This window comes from Nocardiopsis mwathae (assembly GCF_014201195.1).
Taxonomy (GTDB): domain Bacteria; phylum Actinomycetota; class Actinomycetes; order Streptosporangiales; family Streptosporangiaceae; genus Nocardiopsis_C; species Nocardiopsis_C mwathae.
Window position 1 is genome coordinate 5015772 of sequence record NZ_JACHDS010000001.1, and the last position, 17181, is coordinate 5032952.

The window sequence follows — 17181 nt, forward strand, 5'->3', positions numbered from 1 at the left end:
GCCGTCGGTCAGGGCATGCGGCGCCACGTCCGCAGCTCCTCGCACAGAGGACGCCTAACCCCACCCCTCTGGTTCGCCTACTTCTCCACCCATTTGCCCCCTACGTTCCACGCGCTCCGGCGAGGCGCCCCTGGGTCCGCCCGTTGCGCTCGTCACATCGGGCCCGAACGGGTCGCGGAATGAATACTTACGCATTATCTTTCCAAGAAGATAGTTCGTCGCACCGCGACTACCAGGAGAGGTACACCATGAGTGAGTCCGTGAAGCTGAGCGTCATCTACTACTCGTCGACCGGCACCGGCTACGAGATCGCCCGCGAGATCGCCGAGACCGCGGAGAAGGAAGGCGCCGAGGTGCGCCTGCGCAAGGTGGCCGAGCTCGCCCCGGCCGCCGCCATCGAGGGCAACCCGGCCTGGGCCGCCAACGCCGAGGCGACCAAGGACGTCGCCGAGGCCGCCGCCGACGACGTCGTGTGGGCGGACGCTGTCGTCTTCGGCTCACCGACCCGGTTCGGCAACGTCGCGTCGCAGCTCAAGCAGTTCATCGACACCCTCGGCGGCGAGTGGGCGCAGGGCAACCTCGCCGACAAGGTGTACAGCGCGTTCACGTCCTCCGCAACCCAGCACGGCGGGCAGGAGTCCACCCTTCTCGCGCTCTCGAACACCTTCTACCACTTCGGCGGATTCATCGTCCCGCCCGGCTACACCGACGCCAGCAAGTTCGCCGACGGCAACCCCTACGGCACCTCGCACGTCGACGCCCAGGGCGACAACCCCGTCGACGACACCACCCGCACCGCCGCCCAGGTGCAGGCCAAGCGGGTCGTCCGTGTCGCGCGTGCGCTGAAGGCCGAAGGGTCGCTGTAGCCCCGGCCGCGCTCGATCCGGCCCGGCCGCACCACCGCGGGAGTGGGGTGGGGACCTCGTTCCCACCCCACTCCCGCGGTCGTCGTGTGGGGGCGATCGCTCGTGGAGAGAGGTCAGGTCCGGTGAGCCGGTCCGGCGGGGCGCTCCGGGGCGCCCACGGACCGCCGCAGCGCGGCCGCGTCGCTGTCGGGCCGGATGAGCAGGAACGCGGCCAGGCCACCGACGAGCAGGAGCAGCCCGGCCAGGTCGAAGGACAGGGAGAAGCCGGCCATCTGGGACGGTGCCGCGTCGATGATGCGGCCGGTGATGTAGGGGGCGAGCACGCTGGACACCGTGGCCGCCGCGTAGGAGGCACCGAGCACCGCGCTGCGCTTCCGTTCCGGGCAGATGTGCGACATCGCGGCGTTGGAGAGCGGAGTCTGCGTGTTGCCGATGGCGAACGCGACCGCGAAGCACAGCAGCACCAGTGGGACCGCCTCGACGCGGGTCATCGCGAGCATGAACACACCGCCGATCGTGACGGCGGTTCCACCCACGCAGCCCTGCGCGACCCGGTAGGAGACGCCCCGGCCGATCAGCCGCTGCGCCAGGCCGCCACCGCTGAGCACGAGGAGGATCGCGCACAGACTGGGCAGACCGATGGCCACGCTCAGCCCGGCCTTGTTGAGTCCCACCTCGTCCTCCAGGTAGATGGGGATCCAGGCAAGGGCGAGTGCGAGGGACCACAGCACCGTCGCCGTCGCGAAGGTCGCGCCGAGCCACGTCCGCGTGGCGACGATGCGCAGGAAGGGCACGTGGTCGGGCATGGGTTCGTGCCCGTCCTCGTGCTGCACGGCGGTGTCGGCCGTGGGCCGGGAGCGCTCCTGGTCGGACACATCGCCGGTCCGGCCGTCGACCTTCTCCGGTTCCGACCGCATGGGCACCGACGGCGCCGCTGCTCCGGCCGATGTCGATCCTCCGGCTGCGTAGGGACCGCTGCCGCCGTACCGGAGCCAGGCGACCAGCCACACCAGGCCGATGGCCCCGAGGGCGCCGAACGCGGCACGCCAGCCGAACACCTCGGAGATGAGGATGGTCAGCGGGCCGCCGACGACCGCGCCGAGGGCGCCGCCGATGGTGACCATCGCCGCGGGGAGGGACCGCCGGTGCGAGGGGAAGTGGGTGAAGGCGGTGTGGTTGGCGAGGGGGAAGGCGGGGCCTTCGCCCGCTCCGAGGAGGATGCGGGTGACGAGGAGGAAGCCGAAGCCCGCGGTGGGGATGAGGATCGGGAGCTGGGCCACCGACCAGATGAGGACCAGGCCGGCGAGGAGCGGTTTGGCGCGGACGCGGTCGCCGACGAATCCGATGAGGAGGGCGGAGACGCTGAAGAGGAGGTAGAAGGAACCCGCGATGGTTCCGAACTGGGTGGCGGAGAGGTGGAGTTCCGCCATGATCGCGTCGGCGGTGAGGCCGAGGACCGCCTTGTCCGCGAAGTTGATGATCATGAAGACGACCAGGAGGGCGAGTACGCCGCGGGGACCTGCGCGTGCACTCATCACATCCGCCTCCCGGAGGCGCACGGCCCGGTGGGCGTGAGCGGGTCGGGCGGGTGTCTCATCCGGTCCCCTTCCGCGTGATGACGGAACGGATCCGTTCCGTTCTAACTACTGAACGGTAACCTTCAATGGTTCGAAACGCAACGGTTCCGTTCTGTAATAGCCTGCGCATATGTGCAGGACAGCCCAGCCACCGCGGGGAAACGCCCTGCTCCGGGAATCCGTGACGGCCACCATCCGGACGGCGGTCTTCGAAGAACTGGCCGGAACCGGCTACGCGCGCATGTCCATGGAGGCGGTCGCCCGGCGGGCGGGCGTCGGCAAGGCCGCCCTGTACCGGCGGTGGGCGTCCAAGGAGGAGATGCTCGTCGGCCTGGTCTCCGCGGAGATGCGCGACGAACATCCGGAGCCGGTGGACACCGGATCGCTGCAGGGCGATGTGGCGGCGTTCGTCGCCGCGACTGCCGACCTCCTCGGCCGCCCGCACATCCGACGCATCCTGCCCGACCTGTTGGCCGAGGCCCAGCGCAGCCGCGCCCTGGCCGACGCCATGTGCACCGCCCTCCTGGCGCCCCGCCGCGCGGCCGTCGACGCGATCCTGCGCCGGGCCACCACTCGCGGGGAACTCCCGGTCGACCTCGACCACGACCTGGCCACCGATCTCCTGGGCGCCCCGCTCGTCTTCCGCATTCTGATCACCGACGGCCCCCTCGACCCGGGCTACCGGTCCCGCCTCACCCGATCCCTCGTCGCCGCGCTGGCCACCGCGCACTGACGGCGGCCAGGACGCCACGGCCCGCGGTGGCGGAGGAGTCGGGCCCGCCGGATGTCAGCTGCCGGTGGCGGTGAGGAAGCCGGTGATCAGATCGGCCCATTCCGCGGGCTTCTCCGCCGCGATGGCGTGGCCCGAGTCGAGCCCGACCAGCCGGGCGCCGGAGATGCCGGATGCCAGTTCCCGCGCGTGGGACGGCGGCAGCAGGAGATCGCGCGTGGGGGAGACGACGAGGGTCGGCACCGCGACCTTGTCCAGGTCGGCGCGGACGTCGACGCGGGCCAGGAGTTCGAGGTGGTCGCCCGTTCCCTCCGGTGTTCCCGCCGCGAACTCGGCGAGCTGCGCCTCGATTTCGTCGGGGGTGCGATCCCCCAGCCACTCCGGGCTGTTGACGAGCAGGGACAGGTAGGACGCCAGCGCCCTGCGGTCCGGGGAGGCGGCCAGCGAACGCCAGGTGTCGGCGATGAGTCGGAGACGGGCGTCGGCGCGGGCCAGGCCGGCCGACAGCACGAGTGCGGTCACGCGCTCGGGGAAGCGGACCGCGGTGCGGACCGCCACGGCGGTTCCCATGGAGAAGCCGGCGACGGCGAACGTGTCGACACCGCGGTCGACCGCCGCCGCGACGATGTGGTCCGCCAGGTCGTCGAGCTCCAGCGGTGCAGGGGCCGAGGGTGTCCGCCCGGAGCCCGGGTAGTCGGGGCCGACCACGGTATTTCCGCGGGTGAGGCGGTCGAGCACCGGGCCGAAACTGTCCTGGACATCGCTGCCCGCTCCGTGCGCGAGCAGGAGTCCGGGGCCTGTTCCGCCGACGAGGACGCCACTGTTTCCGTGCGAAATCATGGAAGCCGATTCTATCGACCGCGCATTTTTCGACCGCTGCCGGTATGGGTGGCCAGTTCACCGTTTCTGGTAGGCGTGGGAGGACCGCGTGTTCTTCGACATGCGCGGGGACGGGGATTCTCGGGCCCGGCGGGGAATTCGGACCGCGGTCTCGGAGATCGCCGCGGCGAACGATTCCAGCCGGGGCGCTTCGCGGCCGCGCGGCAGCACCAGGCCGAGCGCCGAGTCGGGCAGTCCCGAGACGGGGACGAAAGCGACGTCGCTGCGCCGGTTGTACTCGGCGGTCGCACCGCACAGCAGCATCGCCCCGCGCCCGGAGGCGATCAGGGTCAGTCCCTCCTGCAGGGTCTGCACGCCCTCCTCCTGAGGGATGGGGCAGCCCTCGGGTGTGGCCGTCGGGGAATGGACCTTCTTCCAGTAGTCGGGGGCGGGGCCGTCCAGCGGGATGAGGGGGATTCGGGCGAGGTCCTCCGCCCCGATCCTGGGGCGCCGGGCGAAGGGGTGGGACGCGGGCACCGCCAGGGTCACCCGCTGCTGTGAGAACACCACTCCCGCCACCAGGTCCGGCTCCTCGACCGGGAGCAGCACCACGGCGGCGTCGACCTCGCCGCGGCGCAGTGCTCCGAACGGGTCGGAGAGCGGAATCTCGGTCATGTCGATGCGGTGGCCCGGGTTCCGCTCGTGGAACACGGTGATGGCCCGGGTGACCTGCTCGTAGATGGCGCCCTGGAAGCCGATGCGGGTGCGTGACCGCGCGCCGCGGGCGACGGCCCTCGCCTGTTCGACCGTGTCGGCCAGCGCCCGGTAGGCGGGCCGCAGGGAGGCGGCGAAGTCCGCACCGAAGGGGGTGAGGTGGACGCGGCGGCTGGTGCGCTCCACCAGGCGGGCGCCGATACGGGACTCCAGGGATCGCAGCAGCTGGCTGACGCGGCTCTGCGAGATGTAAAGGCGCTCACCGGTACGGCCGAAGTGCAGTTCCTCCGCGAGGACGAGGAAGCACTCCAGTTCCCTGATCTCCAGCGCCGCCATCGTTTCCCCATCCTCTCCCAGAACTCCTCAGACGTTACCTGCATCGATAAGCCTGACTCATTGAAGCATGAGTGATTCGTCGTTGTTCCCGATGATTCGCGACGTTTTGATGATCGACATGTCCAACGTTTCCGAAGCCGGTCGGCCGGCACCTGCGGAGACGCTGACCCCGACACGGGGTTGGCTCGCCGTCATCGCTGTGGCCATCGGCACGTTCACCGTCGTCACGTCCGAGATGATGCCGGTCGGGCTGCTCACTCCGATGGGCGCCTCACTGGGGGTCACCGCAGGCACCGCCGGGCTGACCCTGACGATCACCGGCCTGGTCGCCGCGGTGGCCGCACCCGCGGCTCCTCTGGTCATCGGGCGGGCCGACCGGCGAACCGTACTGATCGCCCTCATGGTGCTGCTCGCCGGCGCCAACCTGCTGGCGGCCTGGGCGCCGAACTTCACCGTCATGGTCGTCGCCCGCGTCCTCATCGGCCTCGGCATGGGCGGCGTGTGGGCACTTGCCGGCGCCCTGGCGCCGCGGCTCGTCCCCGAGCGGTCCGTGGGAGCCGCCACCGCGACGATCTTCAGCGGCATCGCGGTGGCCTCGGTCCTCGGCGTGCCGATCGGGGCCTACATCCAGGCGCTGTTCGGGTGGCGCGAGTCGTTCGTCGCGATCGCCGGGCTGGCCCTGGTCGTGGCCGTGGCGATGGCCGTGCTGCTGCCGCGGCTCCCCTCCGAACGGGCCACCCGTCTCAGCGGCGTCACCGGAGTCCTGGCCAACCCCCGGGTCACCACCGGGCTCATCCTGGCGCTGCTTCTGGTCACCGGCCACTTCGCCGCCTACACCTACATCCGTCCGGTGCTGGAGGGCGTGTCCGGCATCGGCGCGGGAGTCATCGGCACGATGCTGCTCGTCTACGGCATCGCGGGCATCGTCGGCAACTTCGTGGCCGGCCCCCGGGCGGCCGACGCCCCGCGCACCACGATCGTCGTGCTGAGCGCGGGCCTGGGCACAGCCGTTCTGCTCGTCCCGTTCTTCGGCACCGCCGCCCTGGGCGCGGGCGCGCTCATGGTGCTGTGGGGCCTGGCCTACGGCGGTGTGTCGGTGAGTGTGCAGACCTGGATGATGAAGTCCGCCCCGGAGGAGGCCGAAAGCGTCACCGCGCTGTTCGTGGGCGTCTTCAACGCCGGCATCGCCCTGGGCGCCTTCGCGGGCGGCCAGGTCATGGACTCGTTCGGCGGCGTCTCGGTCATGTGGCTCGCCGGTGCCCTCGCGATCGGCGCCCTCCTCGTCGCTTCGGGAGGCCGTGCCCCGGCCGCGGTCGAGCGGTAGTTCCCCATTCCCGCCCGCGCACCGGGGGCGGCCGAGGATCCGGACGAGAGGATGACCCCGTCACCGAGGTCGGCGAGCCTCCGAAATCACGCCCTCAATCTCGATATCGGGATTGAAACGGGGAATCTTCCTCGCCATTTCCCGGCCGACGATGGGGACCTCCGGGCAGACCTCGGCGGCGAGGCGAAGGGGGGACGCGTTGTGCGACTCCGCTGTCGGGGCGGGTCGCAGGGGAGGTCGAGGAAGCCGCGCGGCGTGTGTGCTCTCACGCCCAGGGGAGGCGGCCGCGCCTGTGCTACGTTCCAACGCCGGATCCGGTCGGCAGAGCCTTCGGGGGAGAGAGAATCATCCCATGATCTTATAAACGCCAGAACCCATGTTTCACGGTGAACCGAGTGCACGGCAGAAGGCATTTATTTCGCAGGAAACGGGCGGCCGGTGCGTCACCGGCGACGGGCCAGGCCTCGCCGGCGCTCGCTTTCGCCCCCGGATTCGCCTTCCGCACGGGTCCGTCACCACGATGCCCCGGACCGCCGAGAGAAGAGGAATCCATGACCACGAACGAGCCCGACGTCCGCCTGGCCACCCCCGCCGATGTCCCGCGGGCGGTCCGGACTCTGTGTCACGCCTACGCGGAGTACCCCTTCACCCGCCACACGATCGCCGCCGACGACCACGAAGTCCGCCTCCGACGGTTGAACGAGCTGTTCATCTCCCGCATCGGGCTGGACCACGGCCGGGTATGGGTGGCCGACGGCGGCGCCGCAGTCGCGGTGTGGACGACGCCGGACACCACCCCCGACATCTTCGCCGAGCTCGGCGCGACGTTCGCCGAGATCTCCGGGGACCGAGCCGAGGCGGCCGGGAAAGCCGAGGCCGCCATGGCCCCGCACCGCCCCACGCAGCCGGTGTGGTTCCTCGGCTCGGTCGGCGTCGCCCCCGACCGGCAGGGCTCGGGCCTGGGTGGCGCGGTGCTCCGCCCCGGTATCGAGGCCGCGGACCGGGCGGGGGTCCCCGCCTTCCTGGAGACCTCCGACGTGCGCAATGTCCGGTTCTACCGGCGTCTCGGCTTCGAGGTGTCGGCCGAGTACGAGATCCCCGACGGCGGCCCGCGCACCTGGGCCATGACCCGCGGTCCGGGCGGCTGAGCCAGCCCGCGCCGGTGGCACCGGACCGACACCCGCGAGCTTTCGCTTCCCCCACGTCTGCTGCCCGGCACCGCGCGCGGTGCCGGGCAGCGGCCGCGCCGGAGGCCGGGAAACTCACGTGTGACGTTCACCATCGCGTGATCCACGGCTCCGGGACCGACGCCGACGTGCAGTGATCACACAGGGTCAGAAGTGAGACACTTTAGGCATTCTTTGTCCCCCTTGCCACCATTTGCACCACATGGTTAAGGTTAGCCTGCCCTAACCCCAAGGAGTGCTCATTCATGCTGACCCTGGACCCGAGGGCCGCGGGACCGGTGGCCCTGGTCACCGGGGCGGCCAGCGGAATCGGCGCCGCCGTCGTCGGCGCACTGGTCCGCGAGGGTGCCGCCGTCGCCGCCGTCGACATCGACTCCGACGGCCTGGCGGAACTCGCGGACCGCACCGACGGCCGGGTGGTGCCGTTCACCGCCGACGTGGCGGACGCCGCCGCGATCGCCGATGTCGTGGACCGGACCGAGCACGACCTCGGACCGATCGGCACCGGGGTGTCCGCAGCGGGCATCCTACGGCCCGGGCGGTTGTGCGAGACCACCGACGCCGACTGGGCGGACACCTTCGCCGTCAACACCACCGGGGTATTCCTCGTCCTGCGGGAGATCGCCCGCCGGATGGTGCCCCGCGGCCGCGGCTCGCTGGTGACCGTCGCATCCAACGCGGCCGGCGTCCCGCGCGCGGGCATGGGCGGCTACGCCGCGTCCAAGGCCGCGGCCGCCATGCTCACCCGCTGCCTCGGCCTGGAACTGGCCCCCCACGGCATCCGGTGCAACGTGGTCTCCCCAGGATCGACCGACACCCCGATGCAGCGCCTGCTGTGGGCCGACGAGGACGACCGCGCCCGGGTGATCGCCGGCACCCCCGAACAGTTCCGGGTGGGCATTCCGCTGGGCCGCATCGCCGACCCCGCCGACATCGCCGACGCCGTGCTCTTCCTCGCCTCCGACAGCGCCCGGCACATCACCATGCAGAACCTGTACGTCGACGGCGGCGCGACGCTGCGCGCCTGAGAGAGGAATCGCTGACGTGTCCACACCAGCTCTGGTGCGCCCCACTCCCGTACACCGGGCCGCCGACCTGCTGGCCGCCTACCTGACCGGCTCGTTCTACTTCTCCTCGGCACGCGGCGCGCTGCTCGCCGACGGCATCCACACCCGGGTCCGGGCCGATGCCGGCGGGTACGCTCCGGCCGCCGCCCAGGCGATGCAGGCGGCCAGGGCGGCAGGGGTGGCCGACCCCGTGGTCGCCGGGGCCGTCGGGTTCCGCCCGGGAGCCCGGGCCGACCTGGTGGTGCCCACCGTCGTGCGGCGCGCGGGAGCCCCCGCCGGCGCGCAGGCCCCCGGTGCCGATGCCGGAACCGCGTGGACGGTCACGCCGCGCCCCGAGCCCGCCGACTACGCCGACGCCGTCGGCCGCGCGCTGGAGCTGATCGGCGGCGGCGATCTGCACAAGGTCGTACTGGCCCGCTGCCTGGAGTTGACCGCCGACGCACCGGTTCCGGTGCCCGCGCTACTGGCCCGCCTGGTACAGGCCGACCCGGCCGCCTACGCCTTCGCCGTCGACGTCACCGCGCCCGGTGATCCCGCACCGCGCACGCTGGTCGGCGCCAGCCCCGAGCTTCTGGTGTCCCGGCGCGGCGCGACCGTGACCGCCAACCCGCTGGCCGGGTCGGCCCCCCGGTCGGGCGATGACGCGACCGACCGCGAGCGCATCGCGCGGCTCCTCGACTCCGCCAAGGACCTCGGTGAACACGCCCACACCGCCGCGCAGGTGGCGGATGTCCTCGGCGGGTTCTGCGTCGATCTGGAGGTGCCGCCCCGCCCCGAGGTGATCGGCACACCGACGATGTGGCACCTGTCGACCCGCATCACCGGACGGCTGGCGGACCCGGCGGACCCGGCATCCTCGGCACTCGGGCTCGCCGAGGCGCTGCACCCGACCCCCGCGGTCTGCGGCGTGCCCGCGGATCGGGCGCTGTCGGCCATCGTGGACCTGGAGGCCGAGGACCGCGGCCACTACGCGGGCCTGGTCGGCTGGACCGGTCCGGACGGCGACGGCGAGTGGGCGGTGACGATCCGCAGCGCCGAGGTGTGCGACCGGACGGTCCGCCTCTTCGCGGGCGCCGGGATCGTCGCCGGCTCCGACCCCGAGGCCGAACTCGCCGAGACCACCGCGAAGTTCCGCACGCTGCTGCGTGCCCTCGGTCTGGGGGATGTCGCGTGAGCGGGGATCACGTGCCCTGGCCGCCGGAGGTCGCCGCGCGCCACCGGGCCGCGGGGCACTGGCGCGGACAGACCTTCGGGGCGCTGCTGACGTCGCTGGCCTCGGCGTACGCCGAGCGCACCGCCGTCGTGGGCGGCGACGTCCGGTGGAACTACACCGAACTCGACGAGCGCGCCCACCGGATCGCGGCGGGACTGGCCGACGCCGGGCTCGCACCCGGTGACCGGGTCGTCCTGCAGCTCCCCAACATCCCCGAGTTCCTCCCCGTGGTGTTCGGGATGTGGCGCGCGGGCCTGGTCCCGGTGTTCGCGCTGCCCGCGCACCGCCACAGCGAACTGCGCTACTTCGCCGCGCACAGCGAGGCCGCGGCCATCGTCACCGTCGGCGAACACGAGCGGCACGACCACGCCGCCACCGCCCGCGCCGTCGCTTCCGACGTGGACTCGGTGCGGCGGGTGCTGGTGGTCGGGTCGGAGGAGTTCGCCGACCTGGCCGCGGCGGAACCGCGCGAGCTTCCCGACCCCGACCCCGAAGGGGTGGCGTTCCTGCAGCTCTCCGGAGGCAGCACCGGAATGCCGAAGCTGATCCCCCGCACCCACGACGACTACATCTACAGCGTCCGCGAGAGCGCGCGGATCTGCGCCCTGCGCCCGGACAGCGTCTATCTGGCCGCACTTCCCGTGGCGCACAACTACCCGCTCAGTTCACCCGGAGTCCTGGGGGCACTGCACGCGGGCGCGGCGGTGGTGATGGCTCCGCGACCGGACGCCGACACCGCGTTCCGGCTGATCGAGGCCGAACGGGTCACGATCACCGGGGTGGTGCCGCCACTGGCCGCCGCGTGGGTACAGGCCGCCGCTCGCACCGAGCGCGACCTGTCCTCGCTGGAGGTCCTGCTGGTCGGCGGGGCCAAGTGCGGGCGTGAGCTGGCCGAGCGGATCGGCCCCGCGCTGGGCTGCCGGCTGCAGCAGGTGTTCGGGATGGCCGAGGGCCTGGTCTGCTACACCCGCCTGGACGACCCCGAGGAGACCGTGCTCGGCACCCAGGGGCGCCCCATCTCCCCCGATGACGAGGTTCGCGTCGTCGACCCGGACACCGGGGCCGATGTCGCGCCCGGGGAGACGGGCGCCCTGCTGACCCGCGGCCCCTACACGATCCGCGGCTACTACCGGGCCGAAGAGCACAACGCCGCCGCGTTCACCCCGGACGGCTTCTACCGGACCGGTGACCTGGTGCGCCGCAGGCCCACCGGGCACCTGGAGGTGGTCGGCCGGGCCAAGGAGCAGATCAACCGAGGCGGAGAGAAGGTCGCGGCCGAGGAGGTCGAGAACCACCTGATGGCCCATCCGGGCGTGCTGGATGCCGCCGTCGTCGCGGTGCCCGACCCGTACCTGGGCGAGCGGACGTGCGCCTACGTGGTGCCCGCGGCGGGGGCGTCGCCCACCGGTCCGGAGTTGCGCGGGTTCGTGCGCGAGCGGGGGGTGGCCGCGTTCAAGGTGCCGGACCTGGTCCAGGTCGTCGAGCGCTTCCCGGTGACCGGCGTCGGCAAGACCAGCAAGCGCGAACTGAGGGCGGCGCTGGCCGCGCTCGCCCGGACGAAGGAGTGAGATGACCATGGCCCTGCCCGAGATCCGGCCCTACGATCTGCCGACGGCCGCCGAGCTGCCCGCGGGGCGCGTCCGGTGGCACCCCGAAGCGGATCGTGCGGCCCTGCTGGTCCACGACATGCAGCGCTACTTCCTGGCACCGTATGCCGGGGCGCCGGTGCCCGAAGTGACCGCCAACATCGCAACGCTGGTCCGGACCGCCCGCGAGCGCGGGATCCCGGTCTTCTACACCGCGCAGCCCGGCCGCCAGGAGGCCGCGGACCGCGGCCTGCTCACCGAGTTCTGGGGCGACGGCATCGGCGCGGTGATCGACTCCGACCCCCGTGCCGCCGACATCGTCGCCGAACTCGCCCCGACCGCGGCGGACACCGTTCTGGTCAAGTGGCGCTACAGCGCGTTCCAGCGCAGCACGTTCGCCGAGCGGCTGGCGGAGCTGGGTCGCGACCAGCTGCTGATCACCGGCGTCTACGCGCACATCGGCTGCCAGGCCACCGCCGTCGAGGCGTTCATGCGCGACGTCCGGCCGTTCCTGGTGGCCGACGCGGTCGCCGACTTCTCCCGCGAACGCCACGACCAGGCGTGCGAGTACGTCGCCCAGCGCTGCGGCGTCGTGACCACCACCGCCGAGGCGATGACCTCGCTGTCGACCCCGATCCCCACAGGAGCCACCCGATGAACCAGGCACCGCCCCCAGAAGCGCTGTCGCCCGACCGCGTCCGCGCCGATGTCGCCGAGATCCTCGGCTGCGACCCCGCCGAACTCGCGCCCGACGAGAACCTCCTCGACCGCGGCCTGGACTCGATGCGGATCATGACGCTGGTCGAACGCTGGCGCGCCGCCGGGGCGGCCACGGTGGAATTCCCCGACCTGGCGGAGCAGCCCGAGCTGTCGCACTGGACGACGCTGCTGACGGGCGGCACCCCCTGATGCCGGCACCGAGCGACCGGCGCGGCGGCTTCGGCCGCGCACGGCGTGCGCAGCGAGCGGAGAAGGGCGGGGCCGCATGAGCCGGCCCGATCACCGGCACCGGCACCTGGACCGGATCGCGGAGGTCCGGGCGGGCCGCCACGCGGAGAAGGTGGGCTATCCGATCCGCATCCGCGAGGCGGAGGTCGTGCGGACCGCCATGGTCGGCGCCGGCCTGCTGCGGGTGACCCTGGGCGGTGCGGGCACCGCGGGGTTCGAGTCCCACGCACCGGACGAGCACGTGAAACTGATCTTCCCGGAGCCGGACGGCTCGGTGCGGCTCCCCGAGCCGAACGGCCTGATGCTGCGCTGGCCGCGCCCGACACCCACCTCGCGCGAGTACACCGTGCGCCGCTACGACCCGGCCTCAGGCGAGATCGACATCGACATCGCCCCGCACGAGGGCGGCCTGGCGTCGGACTGGGCACAGGCCGTGGAGCCGGGCGCCGTCGTCCACGTCGCCGGACCCCCCGGCGGGCTCATCGTCCCCCACTCCTATGACCGCTACCTTCTGGCGGGCGACATCACGGCGCTGCCCGCGATCGCGCGCCGCCTGGAGGAGCTGCCCGGGAGCGCGAGGGGTTGGGCCTTCGTCGAGGTCGCCGACGCCGCGGAGGAGATCGGGATGTCCGCGCCCGAAGGTGTCGAGGTGCGCTGGCTGCACCGCGGCGACCGCCCGGCCGGCACCGGCGGCGCGCTGGCGCGGGCCGTGACGTCGGTGTCCGTTCCCGAGGGTGAGCGCCTGTACGTGTGGGCCGCGGGCGAGGCGGGGCAGATCAAGCCGCTGCGGCGCTGGGTCCGCGACGAGCTGCGGCTGGAAAAGGCCGACCACGACATCACCGGCTACTGGAAGCGGGGCGTCGCCGACTTCGACGACGACCACTGACACCCCGGCAGAGGGAGCACAGGGGAACGCCCCTGTGCCCGATCACCCTGCCCGCAGAACCCCTGAGTAAAGCAAGCCTCACCTCGGCAGGCACCCGTATCCGCCTGCCTCGACAAGGAGTCGCACATGTTCACACGCAGATCGCCGGGCCTGGTCGGCGCACTCGCTCTGTCCCTCGCCCTGGCCGGGTGCGGGTCGTCGACGGGCGGGGAGGACGCCTCCGGGGAGAGTGGCGAGACCCGCGTGTTCACCGCGGACAACGGCGAGATCACCATCCCCGCCGACCCGCAGCGCGTGGTGGCCACCGGGTACGCCGTCCCCGTCCTGATCGAAGCCGACGCTCCCCTGGTCGGGATCTCGTCATGGCAGCGCGGCGAGCCGCTGATGAGCGAGGAGGACCTGGCCACCTACGAGGAGCTGCCGAAGGTGGCCGGCGAGCAGGCGGCCGAGACCAACTACGAGGCGATCGCCGAGGCCGACCCCGACCTCATCGTCATCGGCGTCCCGGCCCCGGTGCTCGGCGACATCGACGTCGAGCGGCTGGAGTCCATCGCCCCGGTCGTGGCGATCGGCCCGACCGTGCCGTCGGCGTGGCGCGAGCTGTCCCGCAAGCAGGCCGACGCGGCGGGCGCGCTCGATCGGTTCGACGCCGTGCAGGGGGAGTACGAGAACAAGGCCGCCGATCTGGCCGAAAAGTACTCCGACGTGCTGCCGCAGCTGAAGCTGGGGCACATCGGCGAGTACGGCGAGGTCGCCAAGGGCACCTTCCAGCGCGAGTTCAGCGGCTCGTGGGGCACCAACATCGCCGAGGACATCGGCGCGGCGTACTACGGCGAGGTCAAGGAGCCCGGCCCCGGTTCGCGCGCGGTCAGCGAGTACCCCTCCGTCGAGGAGCTGCCGGACTCGCTCGGTGAGGCCGACGCCATCACCTACTCGGTCAAGGCCGACGGCAGCATCCCCGAGTCGGTTCAGTACGTCATGGACTCGGAGCTGTGGAAGAACCTGCCCGCCGTCAAGGACGGGAAGACCTTCCCGATCCAGCACACCGAGGCCGCGACCTACGGGCAGGCCATGCGGACCCTGGACGCGATCGACGAGTCGTTCGCGCCGCTGCTGGAGCAGTGACCCCCCTAGGCCGGACGTCCGAACCGGCGCAGACCACCAGGCGCACACCGCGGATCGGGCGGGTCGGACTGCTCGCCGGCGGGCTGGTGCTGCTGGCCGCCGTCGCCGTGCTCAGCATCGGCGTCGGCGCCCGCCCGATCCCTCCCGCCGATGTGGTGCGGGCCCTGTTCGACTTCCAGGGGACCGACGACCACGTGGTGGTGTGGAATATGCGGGCGCCCCGCGCGCTGCTGGCCGTCGCCGTGGGCGCCGCGCTGGCGGTGGCGGGCGCGCTGATCCAGACGCTGGCCCGCAACCCGCTGGCCGAGCCCGGAATCCTCGGGGTCACCGCGGGGGCCGGGTTCGCCATCACCCTCGGGTCGGCGCTGGGCCTGGCCGCCGGGCAGGCGGGCGAGCTGGGTTGGGCGATCGTCGGCTCGGTACTCGCGGCGCTGCTGGTCGCCGCCGTCGGGCGGAGCTCACCGCTGCGCCTGGTGCTCACCGGGGTGGCGCTGACCGCGGTGCTGAACGGTGTCGCGCTGGGCATGCGGCTGCGGTTCCCGGACGTCTTCGACGTCTACCGGTTCTGGTCGGTCGGCTCACTGGCGGCCCGGGAACAGGCGCCGCTGGGGCTGCCGCTGGCGGCGATCGCGGTGTGCCTGGTCGGCGCGGTGCTGCTGAGCCGGGCGCTCAACGCCCTGGCGCTGGGCGAGACCGTGGCGCACACGCTGGGCGCCGGCGTGGCGCGGGTGCGGGCGCTGGCGCTGGTGCTCATCACCGTGCTCAGCGGGGCGGCCACGGCTGTGGCCGGGCCGATCCTGTTCGTCGGGCTGATCGTTCCGCACCTCGTCCGCCGTCCGGCGGGGGGCTCGGTGCCGTGGCTGGTGCTCTATTCGATGGTGCTGGGCGCGATCCTGCTGCTGGTCGCCGATGTCGGTTCGCGGGTGCTGCTGCCCACCGGTGAGGTGCCGGTGGCGATCGTGACGGCGTTCCTCGGCGGACCCGTGCTGATCTGGGCCGTCCGCCGCTACGGGGCGGGGTCGCTGTGAACACACGTCTTCTGCACGCCGAACACCGCACGGTGGCGGTATCGGCGGTGCTGGCCGCCGTCATCGCGGGCCTGGGTCTGCTCGGGCTCTGCTACGGCGCCTCCTGGGCCACCCCCGGCGAGGTGCTGGCCGCGCTGACCGGGGCGGAGCGCTCCGTGGTGATCACGGAATGGCGGCTGCCGCGGGTCATGGCCGGGCTGGTCTTCGGCGCCGCGCTCGGTGTGGCCGGCGCGATCTTCCAGAACCTCACCCGCAACCCGATGGGCAGCCCGGACATCATCGGGCTCGACGCGGGTGCCTACACCGGCGCCCTGATCGCCATCACCGTGCTGTCGGGCACGTCCGCGCAGCTGGCCACCGGGTCGGTGGTCGGCGGGCTGCTCGTCGCGGCCGTGATCTACCTGCTCTCCTCCGACCGGGGCTTCTCCGGGCTGCGGCTGGTGGTGATCGGCATCGCGGTCAACGCGATGGTGACCGCGGTCAACTCGTGGATCGTGCTCCGCGCCGACCTGGAGATCGCCATCGCCGCGGTGGGGTGGAGCGCCGGCTCGCTCAACGGCGTGGACTGGGCCGACCTGCGCGTCCCGTTCGCGGTGATCGCCGTCCTGCTCGTGGGCATGGCCGCGCTGTCCCGCGACATGCACCAGACGCTGCTCGGCGACGCGGTCGCGGTGACCACCGGTGTCGCGCTCAACCGGCTGCGGCTGCTGATGGTGCTGATCGGCGTCGGCTGCACGGCCACGGTGACCGCGGTGGCCGGGCCGATCGCGTTCATCGCCCTGGCCGCCCCGCAGATCGGCCGCAGGCTCGCGGGCGCCGCCGGAGTGCCGCTGCTCCCGGCCGCGCTGACCGGGGCCGTGCTGCTCCAAGGCGCCGACCTGCTCGCCCAGATGCTGCTGGCGCCCGTCGCACTTCCCGTCGGCGTGGTGAGCACCGCGATCGGCGGCTGCTACCTGATCTGGCTGCTGACCAAGGAGGTGAGGCGCGCATGACCGCACGCCTCAGCGCGCAGGAGATCACCCTGCGCTACGGCGAACGCGTGGTGTCCACACGGCTGAGCCTCGACATCCCCGACGGCGCGTTCACCGCCATCGTGGGTCCCAACGCGTGCGGGAAGTCCACCCTGCTGCGGGCGTTCGTCCGGCTGCTGCGCCCCGACACCGGGCAGGTGCACCTCGACGGGCGCGAGGTGGGGGGCTACCCGTCCAAGGCCCTGGCCAAGGTGCTCGGCTTCCTGCCGCAGGACCCCCTGGCCCCCGACGGCATCAGGGTCCGCCAGCTGGTGAGCCGGGGGCGGTTCCCGCACCAGTCGCTGCTGGCCGCGTGGTCGGCCCGGGACGAGGAGGCCGTCGGTGAGGCGATGATCGCCGCCGGCGTCGACGACCTGGCCGACCGACCGGTCCAGGAACTGTCCGGCGGGCAGCGCCAGCGGGTGTGGATGGCCATGGTGCTCGCCCAGCAGACGCCCTACCTGCTGCTCGACGAGCCGACATCCTTCCTGGACATCACCCACCAGTACCAGCTGCTCGGGCTGCTGGCCCGAATGCGCGACGAGGGGCGCACGGTCATCGCCGTCCTCCACGACATCAACCAGGCCTGCCGCTTCGCCGACCACTTGGTCGCCATGCGCGACGGCCGGGTGGCCGCCGAGGGCGACCCCGCCGAGATCGTGGACGCCGCGCTGGTCAAAGACGTATTCGACCTTCCCAGCGTCATCGTCCCCGACCCGGTGACCGACACCCCCATGGTCGTCCCCACACTCCAAGGAGACTGAG

The 17181-nt window shown here is 72.4% G+C and carries 17 protein-coding genes; 14 read left to right on the forward strand and 3 right to left on the reverse strand.

Annotation, left to right across the window (positions count from 1 at the left end):
• Positions 1 to 248 precede the first annotated feature (248 nt).
• Positions 249 to 866, forward strand: coding sequence for an NAD(P)H:quinone oxidoreductase (wrbA, locus tag HNR23_RS22140; RefSeq protein WP_184078357.1), 618 nt, complete (start codon positions 249 to 251; stop codon positions 864 to 866).
• A gap of 113 nt (positions 867 to 979) precedes the next feature.
• Here the strand turns inward: wrbA and HNR23_RS22145 are convergent, their stop codons facing one another.
• The gene (locus tag HNR23_RS22145; RefSeq protein WP_184078359.1) at positions 980 to 2401 is read right to left on the reverse strand and encodes an MFS transporter; all 1422 of its coding nucleotides are present in this window, start codon (positions 2399 to 2401) and stop codon (positions 980 to 982) included.
• 223 nt (positions 2402 to 2624) lie between these two features.
• Here HNR23_RS22145 and HNR23_RS22150 point away from each other — a divergent pair, with 223 nt between their 5' ends.
• Positions 2625 to 3176, forward strand: a complete 552-nt coding sequence (locus tag HNR23_RS22150; protein WP_343070661.1) for a TetR/AcrR family transcriptional regulator — start codon at positions 2625 to 2627, stop codon at positions 3174 to 3176.
• 54 nt (positions 3177 to 3230) lie between these two features.
• On the opposite strand, the gene HNR23_RS22155 is transcribed toward HNR23_RS22150, so the two are convergent.
• Both HNR23_RS22155 and HNR23_RS22160 read right to left on the reverse strand, forming a co-directional pair.
• Complete coding sequence (locus HNR23_RS22155) at positions 3231 to 4013, reverse strand: alpha/beta fold hydrolase (RefSeq protein WP_184078363.1); 783 nt, start codon at positions 4011 to 4013, stop codon at positions 3231 to 3233.
• A gap of 57 nt (positions 4014 to 4070) precedes the next feature.
• Complete coding sequence (locus tag HNR23_RS22160) at positions 4071 to 5042, reverse strand: LysR family transcriptional regulator (RefSeq protein WP_184078365.1); 972 nt, start codon at positions 5040 to 5042, stop codon at positions 4071 to 4073.
• Between the two features lie 118 nt (positions 5043 to 5160).
• Between HNR23_RS22160 and HNR23_RS22165 the strand changes: the two genes are divergently transcribed.
• From HNR23_RS22165 to HNR23_RS22220, 12 genes are all read left to right on the forward strand, one after another.
• The gene (locus tag HNR23_RS22165) at positions 5161 to 6366 is read left to right on the forward strand and encodes an MFS transporter (protein ID WP_184078367.1); all 1206 of its coding nucleotides are present in this window, start codon (positions 5161 to 5163) and stop codon (positions 6364 to 6366) included.
• Positions 6367 to 6917: 551 nt separating this feature from the next.
• Entirely contained in the window at positions 6918 to 7514 is a 597-nt protein-coding gene (locus HNR23_RS22170) for a GNAT family N-acetyltransferase (RefSeq protein ID WP_184078370.1), read from the forward strand.
• A gap of 284 nt (positions 7515 to 7798) precedes the next feature.
• Positions 7799 to 8581, forward strand: coding sequence for a 2,3-dihydro-2,3-dihydroxybenzoate dehydrogenase (locus HNR23_RS22175; protein ID WP_184078372.1), 783 nt, complete (start codon positions 7799 to 7801; stop codon positions 8579 to 8581).
• Between the two features lie 16 nt (positions 8582 to 8597).
• Positions 8598 to 9794, forward strand: a complete 1197-nt coding sequence (locus tag HNR23_RS22180; protein ID WP_184078374.1) for an isochorismate synthase — start codon at positions 8598 to 8600, stop codon at positions 9792 to 9794.
• Entirely contained in the window at positions 9791 to 11401 is a 1611-nt protein-coding gene (locus HNR23_RS22185; protein ID WP_184078376.1) for an AMP-binding protein, read from the forward strand. Before HNR23_RS22180 ends, HNR23_RS22185 begins: the two co-directional genes overlap by 4 nt.
• Before the next feature lie 7 nt (positions 11402 to 11408).
• Positions 11409 to 12077, forward strand: coding sequence for an isochorismatase family protein (locus HNR23_RS22190; protein ID WP_221308877.1), 669 nt, complete (start codon positions 11409 to 11411; stop codon positions 12075 to 12077).
• Positions 12074 to 12328 (forward strand): phosphopantetheine-binding protein, encoded by a 255-nt coding sequence (locus HNR23_RS22195; protein WP_184078380.1) that lies wholly within the window; start codon positions 12074 to 12076, stop codon positions 12326 to 12328. The genes HNR23_RS22190 and HNR23_RS22195 overlap by 4 nt, the downstream gene beginning before the upstream one ends.
• 76 nt (positions 12329 to 12404) lie before the next feature.
• A complete protein-coding gene (locus tag HNR23_RS22200) occupies positions 12405 to 13253 on the forward strand; it encodes a siderophore-interacting protein (protein WP_184078382.1) in 849 nt (282 codons plus the stop codon).
• A gap of 126 nt (positions 13254 to 13379) precedes the next feature.
• Positions 13380 to 14378, forward strand: coding sequence for an ABC transporter substrate-binding protein (locus HNR23_RS22205; protein WP_184078384.1), 999 nt, complete (start codon positions 13380 to 13382; stop codon positions 14376 to 14378).
• Complete coding sequence (locus HNR23_RS22210; protein WP_184078386.1) at positions 14375 to 15406, forward strand: iron chelate uptake ABC transporter family permease subunit; 1032 nt, start codon at positions 14375 to 14377, stop codon at positions 15404 to 15406. The genes HNR23_RS22205 and HNR23_RS22210 overlap by 4 nt, the downstream gene beginning before the upstream one ends.
• Positions 15403 to 16398 (forward strand): iron chelate uptake ABC transporter family permease subunit, encoded by a 996-nt coding sequence (locus HNR23_RS22215; RefSeq protein WP_184078388.1) that lies wholly within the window; start codon positions 15403 to 15405, stop codon positions 16396 to 16398. The genes HNR23_RS22210 and HNR23_RS22215 overlap by 4 nt, the downstream gene beginning before the upstream one ends.
• Positions 16395 to 17180 carry an ABC transporter ATP-binding protein gene (locus tag HNR23_RS22220; protein ID WP_184078390.1) on the forward strand — a complete coding sequence of 262 codons (786 nt, stop codon included), beginning with the start codon at positions 16395 to 16397 and terminating at the stop codon, positions 17178 to 17180. Before HNR23_RS22215 ends, HNR23_RS22220 begins: the two co-directional genes overlap by 4 nt.
• Position 17181 lies beyond the last annotated feature (1 nt).

Excerpts from the sequence above, each read along its gene's own strand:
- wrbA (WP_184078357.1), top strand. The coding sequence starts at position 249 with ATGAGTGAGTCCGTGAAGCTGAGCGTCATCTACTACTCGTCGACCGGC.
- HNR23_RS22145 (WP_184078359.1), bottom strand. The coding sequence starts at position 2,401 with ATGAGTGCACGCGCAGGTCCCCGCGGCGTACTCGCCCTCCTGGTCGTC.
- HNR23_RS22155 (WP_184078363.1), bottom strand. The coding sequence starts at position 4,013 with ATGATTTCGCACGGAAACAGTGGCGTCCTCGTCGGCGGAACAGGCCCC.
- HNR23_RS22160 (WP_184078365.1), bottom strand. The coding sequence starts at position 5,042 with ATGGCGGCGCTGGAGATCAGGGAACTGGAGTGCTTCCTCGTCCTCGCG.
- HNR23_RS22165 (WP_184078367.1), top strand. The coding sequence starts at position 5,161 with ATGTCCAACGTTTCCGAAGCCGGTCGGCCGGCACCTGCGGAGACGCTG.
- HNR23_RS22170 (WP_184078370.1), top strand. The coding sequence starts at position 6,918 with ATGACCACGAACGAGCCCGACGTCCGCCTGGCCACCCCCGCCGATGTC.
- HNR23_RS22175 (WP_184078372.1), top strand. The coding sequence starts at position 7,799 with ATGCTGACCCTGGACCCGAGGGCCGCGGGACCGGTGGCCCTGGTCACC.
- HNR23_RS22190 (WP_221308877.1), top strand. The coding sequence starts at position 11,409 with ATGGCCCTGCCCGAGATCCGGCCCTACGATCTGCCGACGGCCGCCGAG.
- HNR23_RS22195 (WP_184078380.1), top strand. The coding sequence starts at position 12,074 with ATGAACCAGGCACCGCCCCCAGAAGCGCTGTCGCCCGACCGCGTCCGC.
- HNR23_RS22200 (WP_184078382.1), top strand. The coding sequence starts at position 12,405 with ATGAGCCGGCCCGATCACCGGCACCGGCACCTGGACCGGATCGCGGAG.
- HNR23_RS22205 (WP_184078384.1), top strand. The coding sequence starts at position 13,380 with ATGTTCACACGCAGATCGCCGGGCCTGGTCGGCGCACTCGCTCTGTCC.
- HNR23_RS22220 (WP_184078390.1), top strand. The coding sequence starts at position 16,395 with ATGACCGCACGCCTCAGCGCGCAGGAGATCACCCTGCGCTACGGCGAA.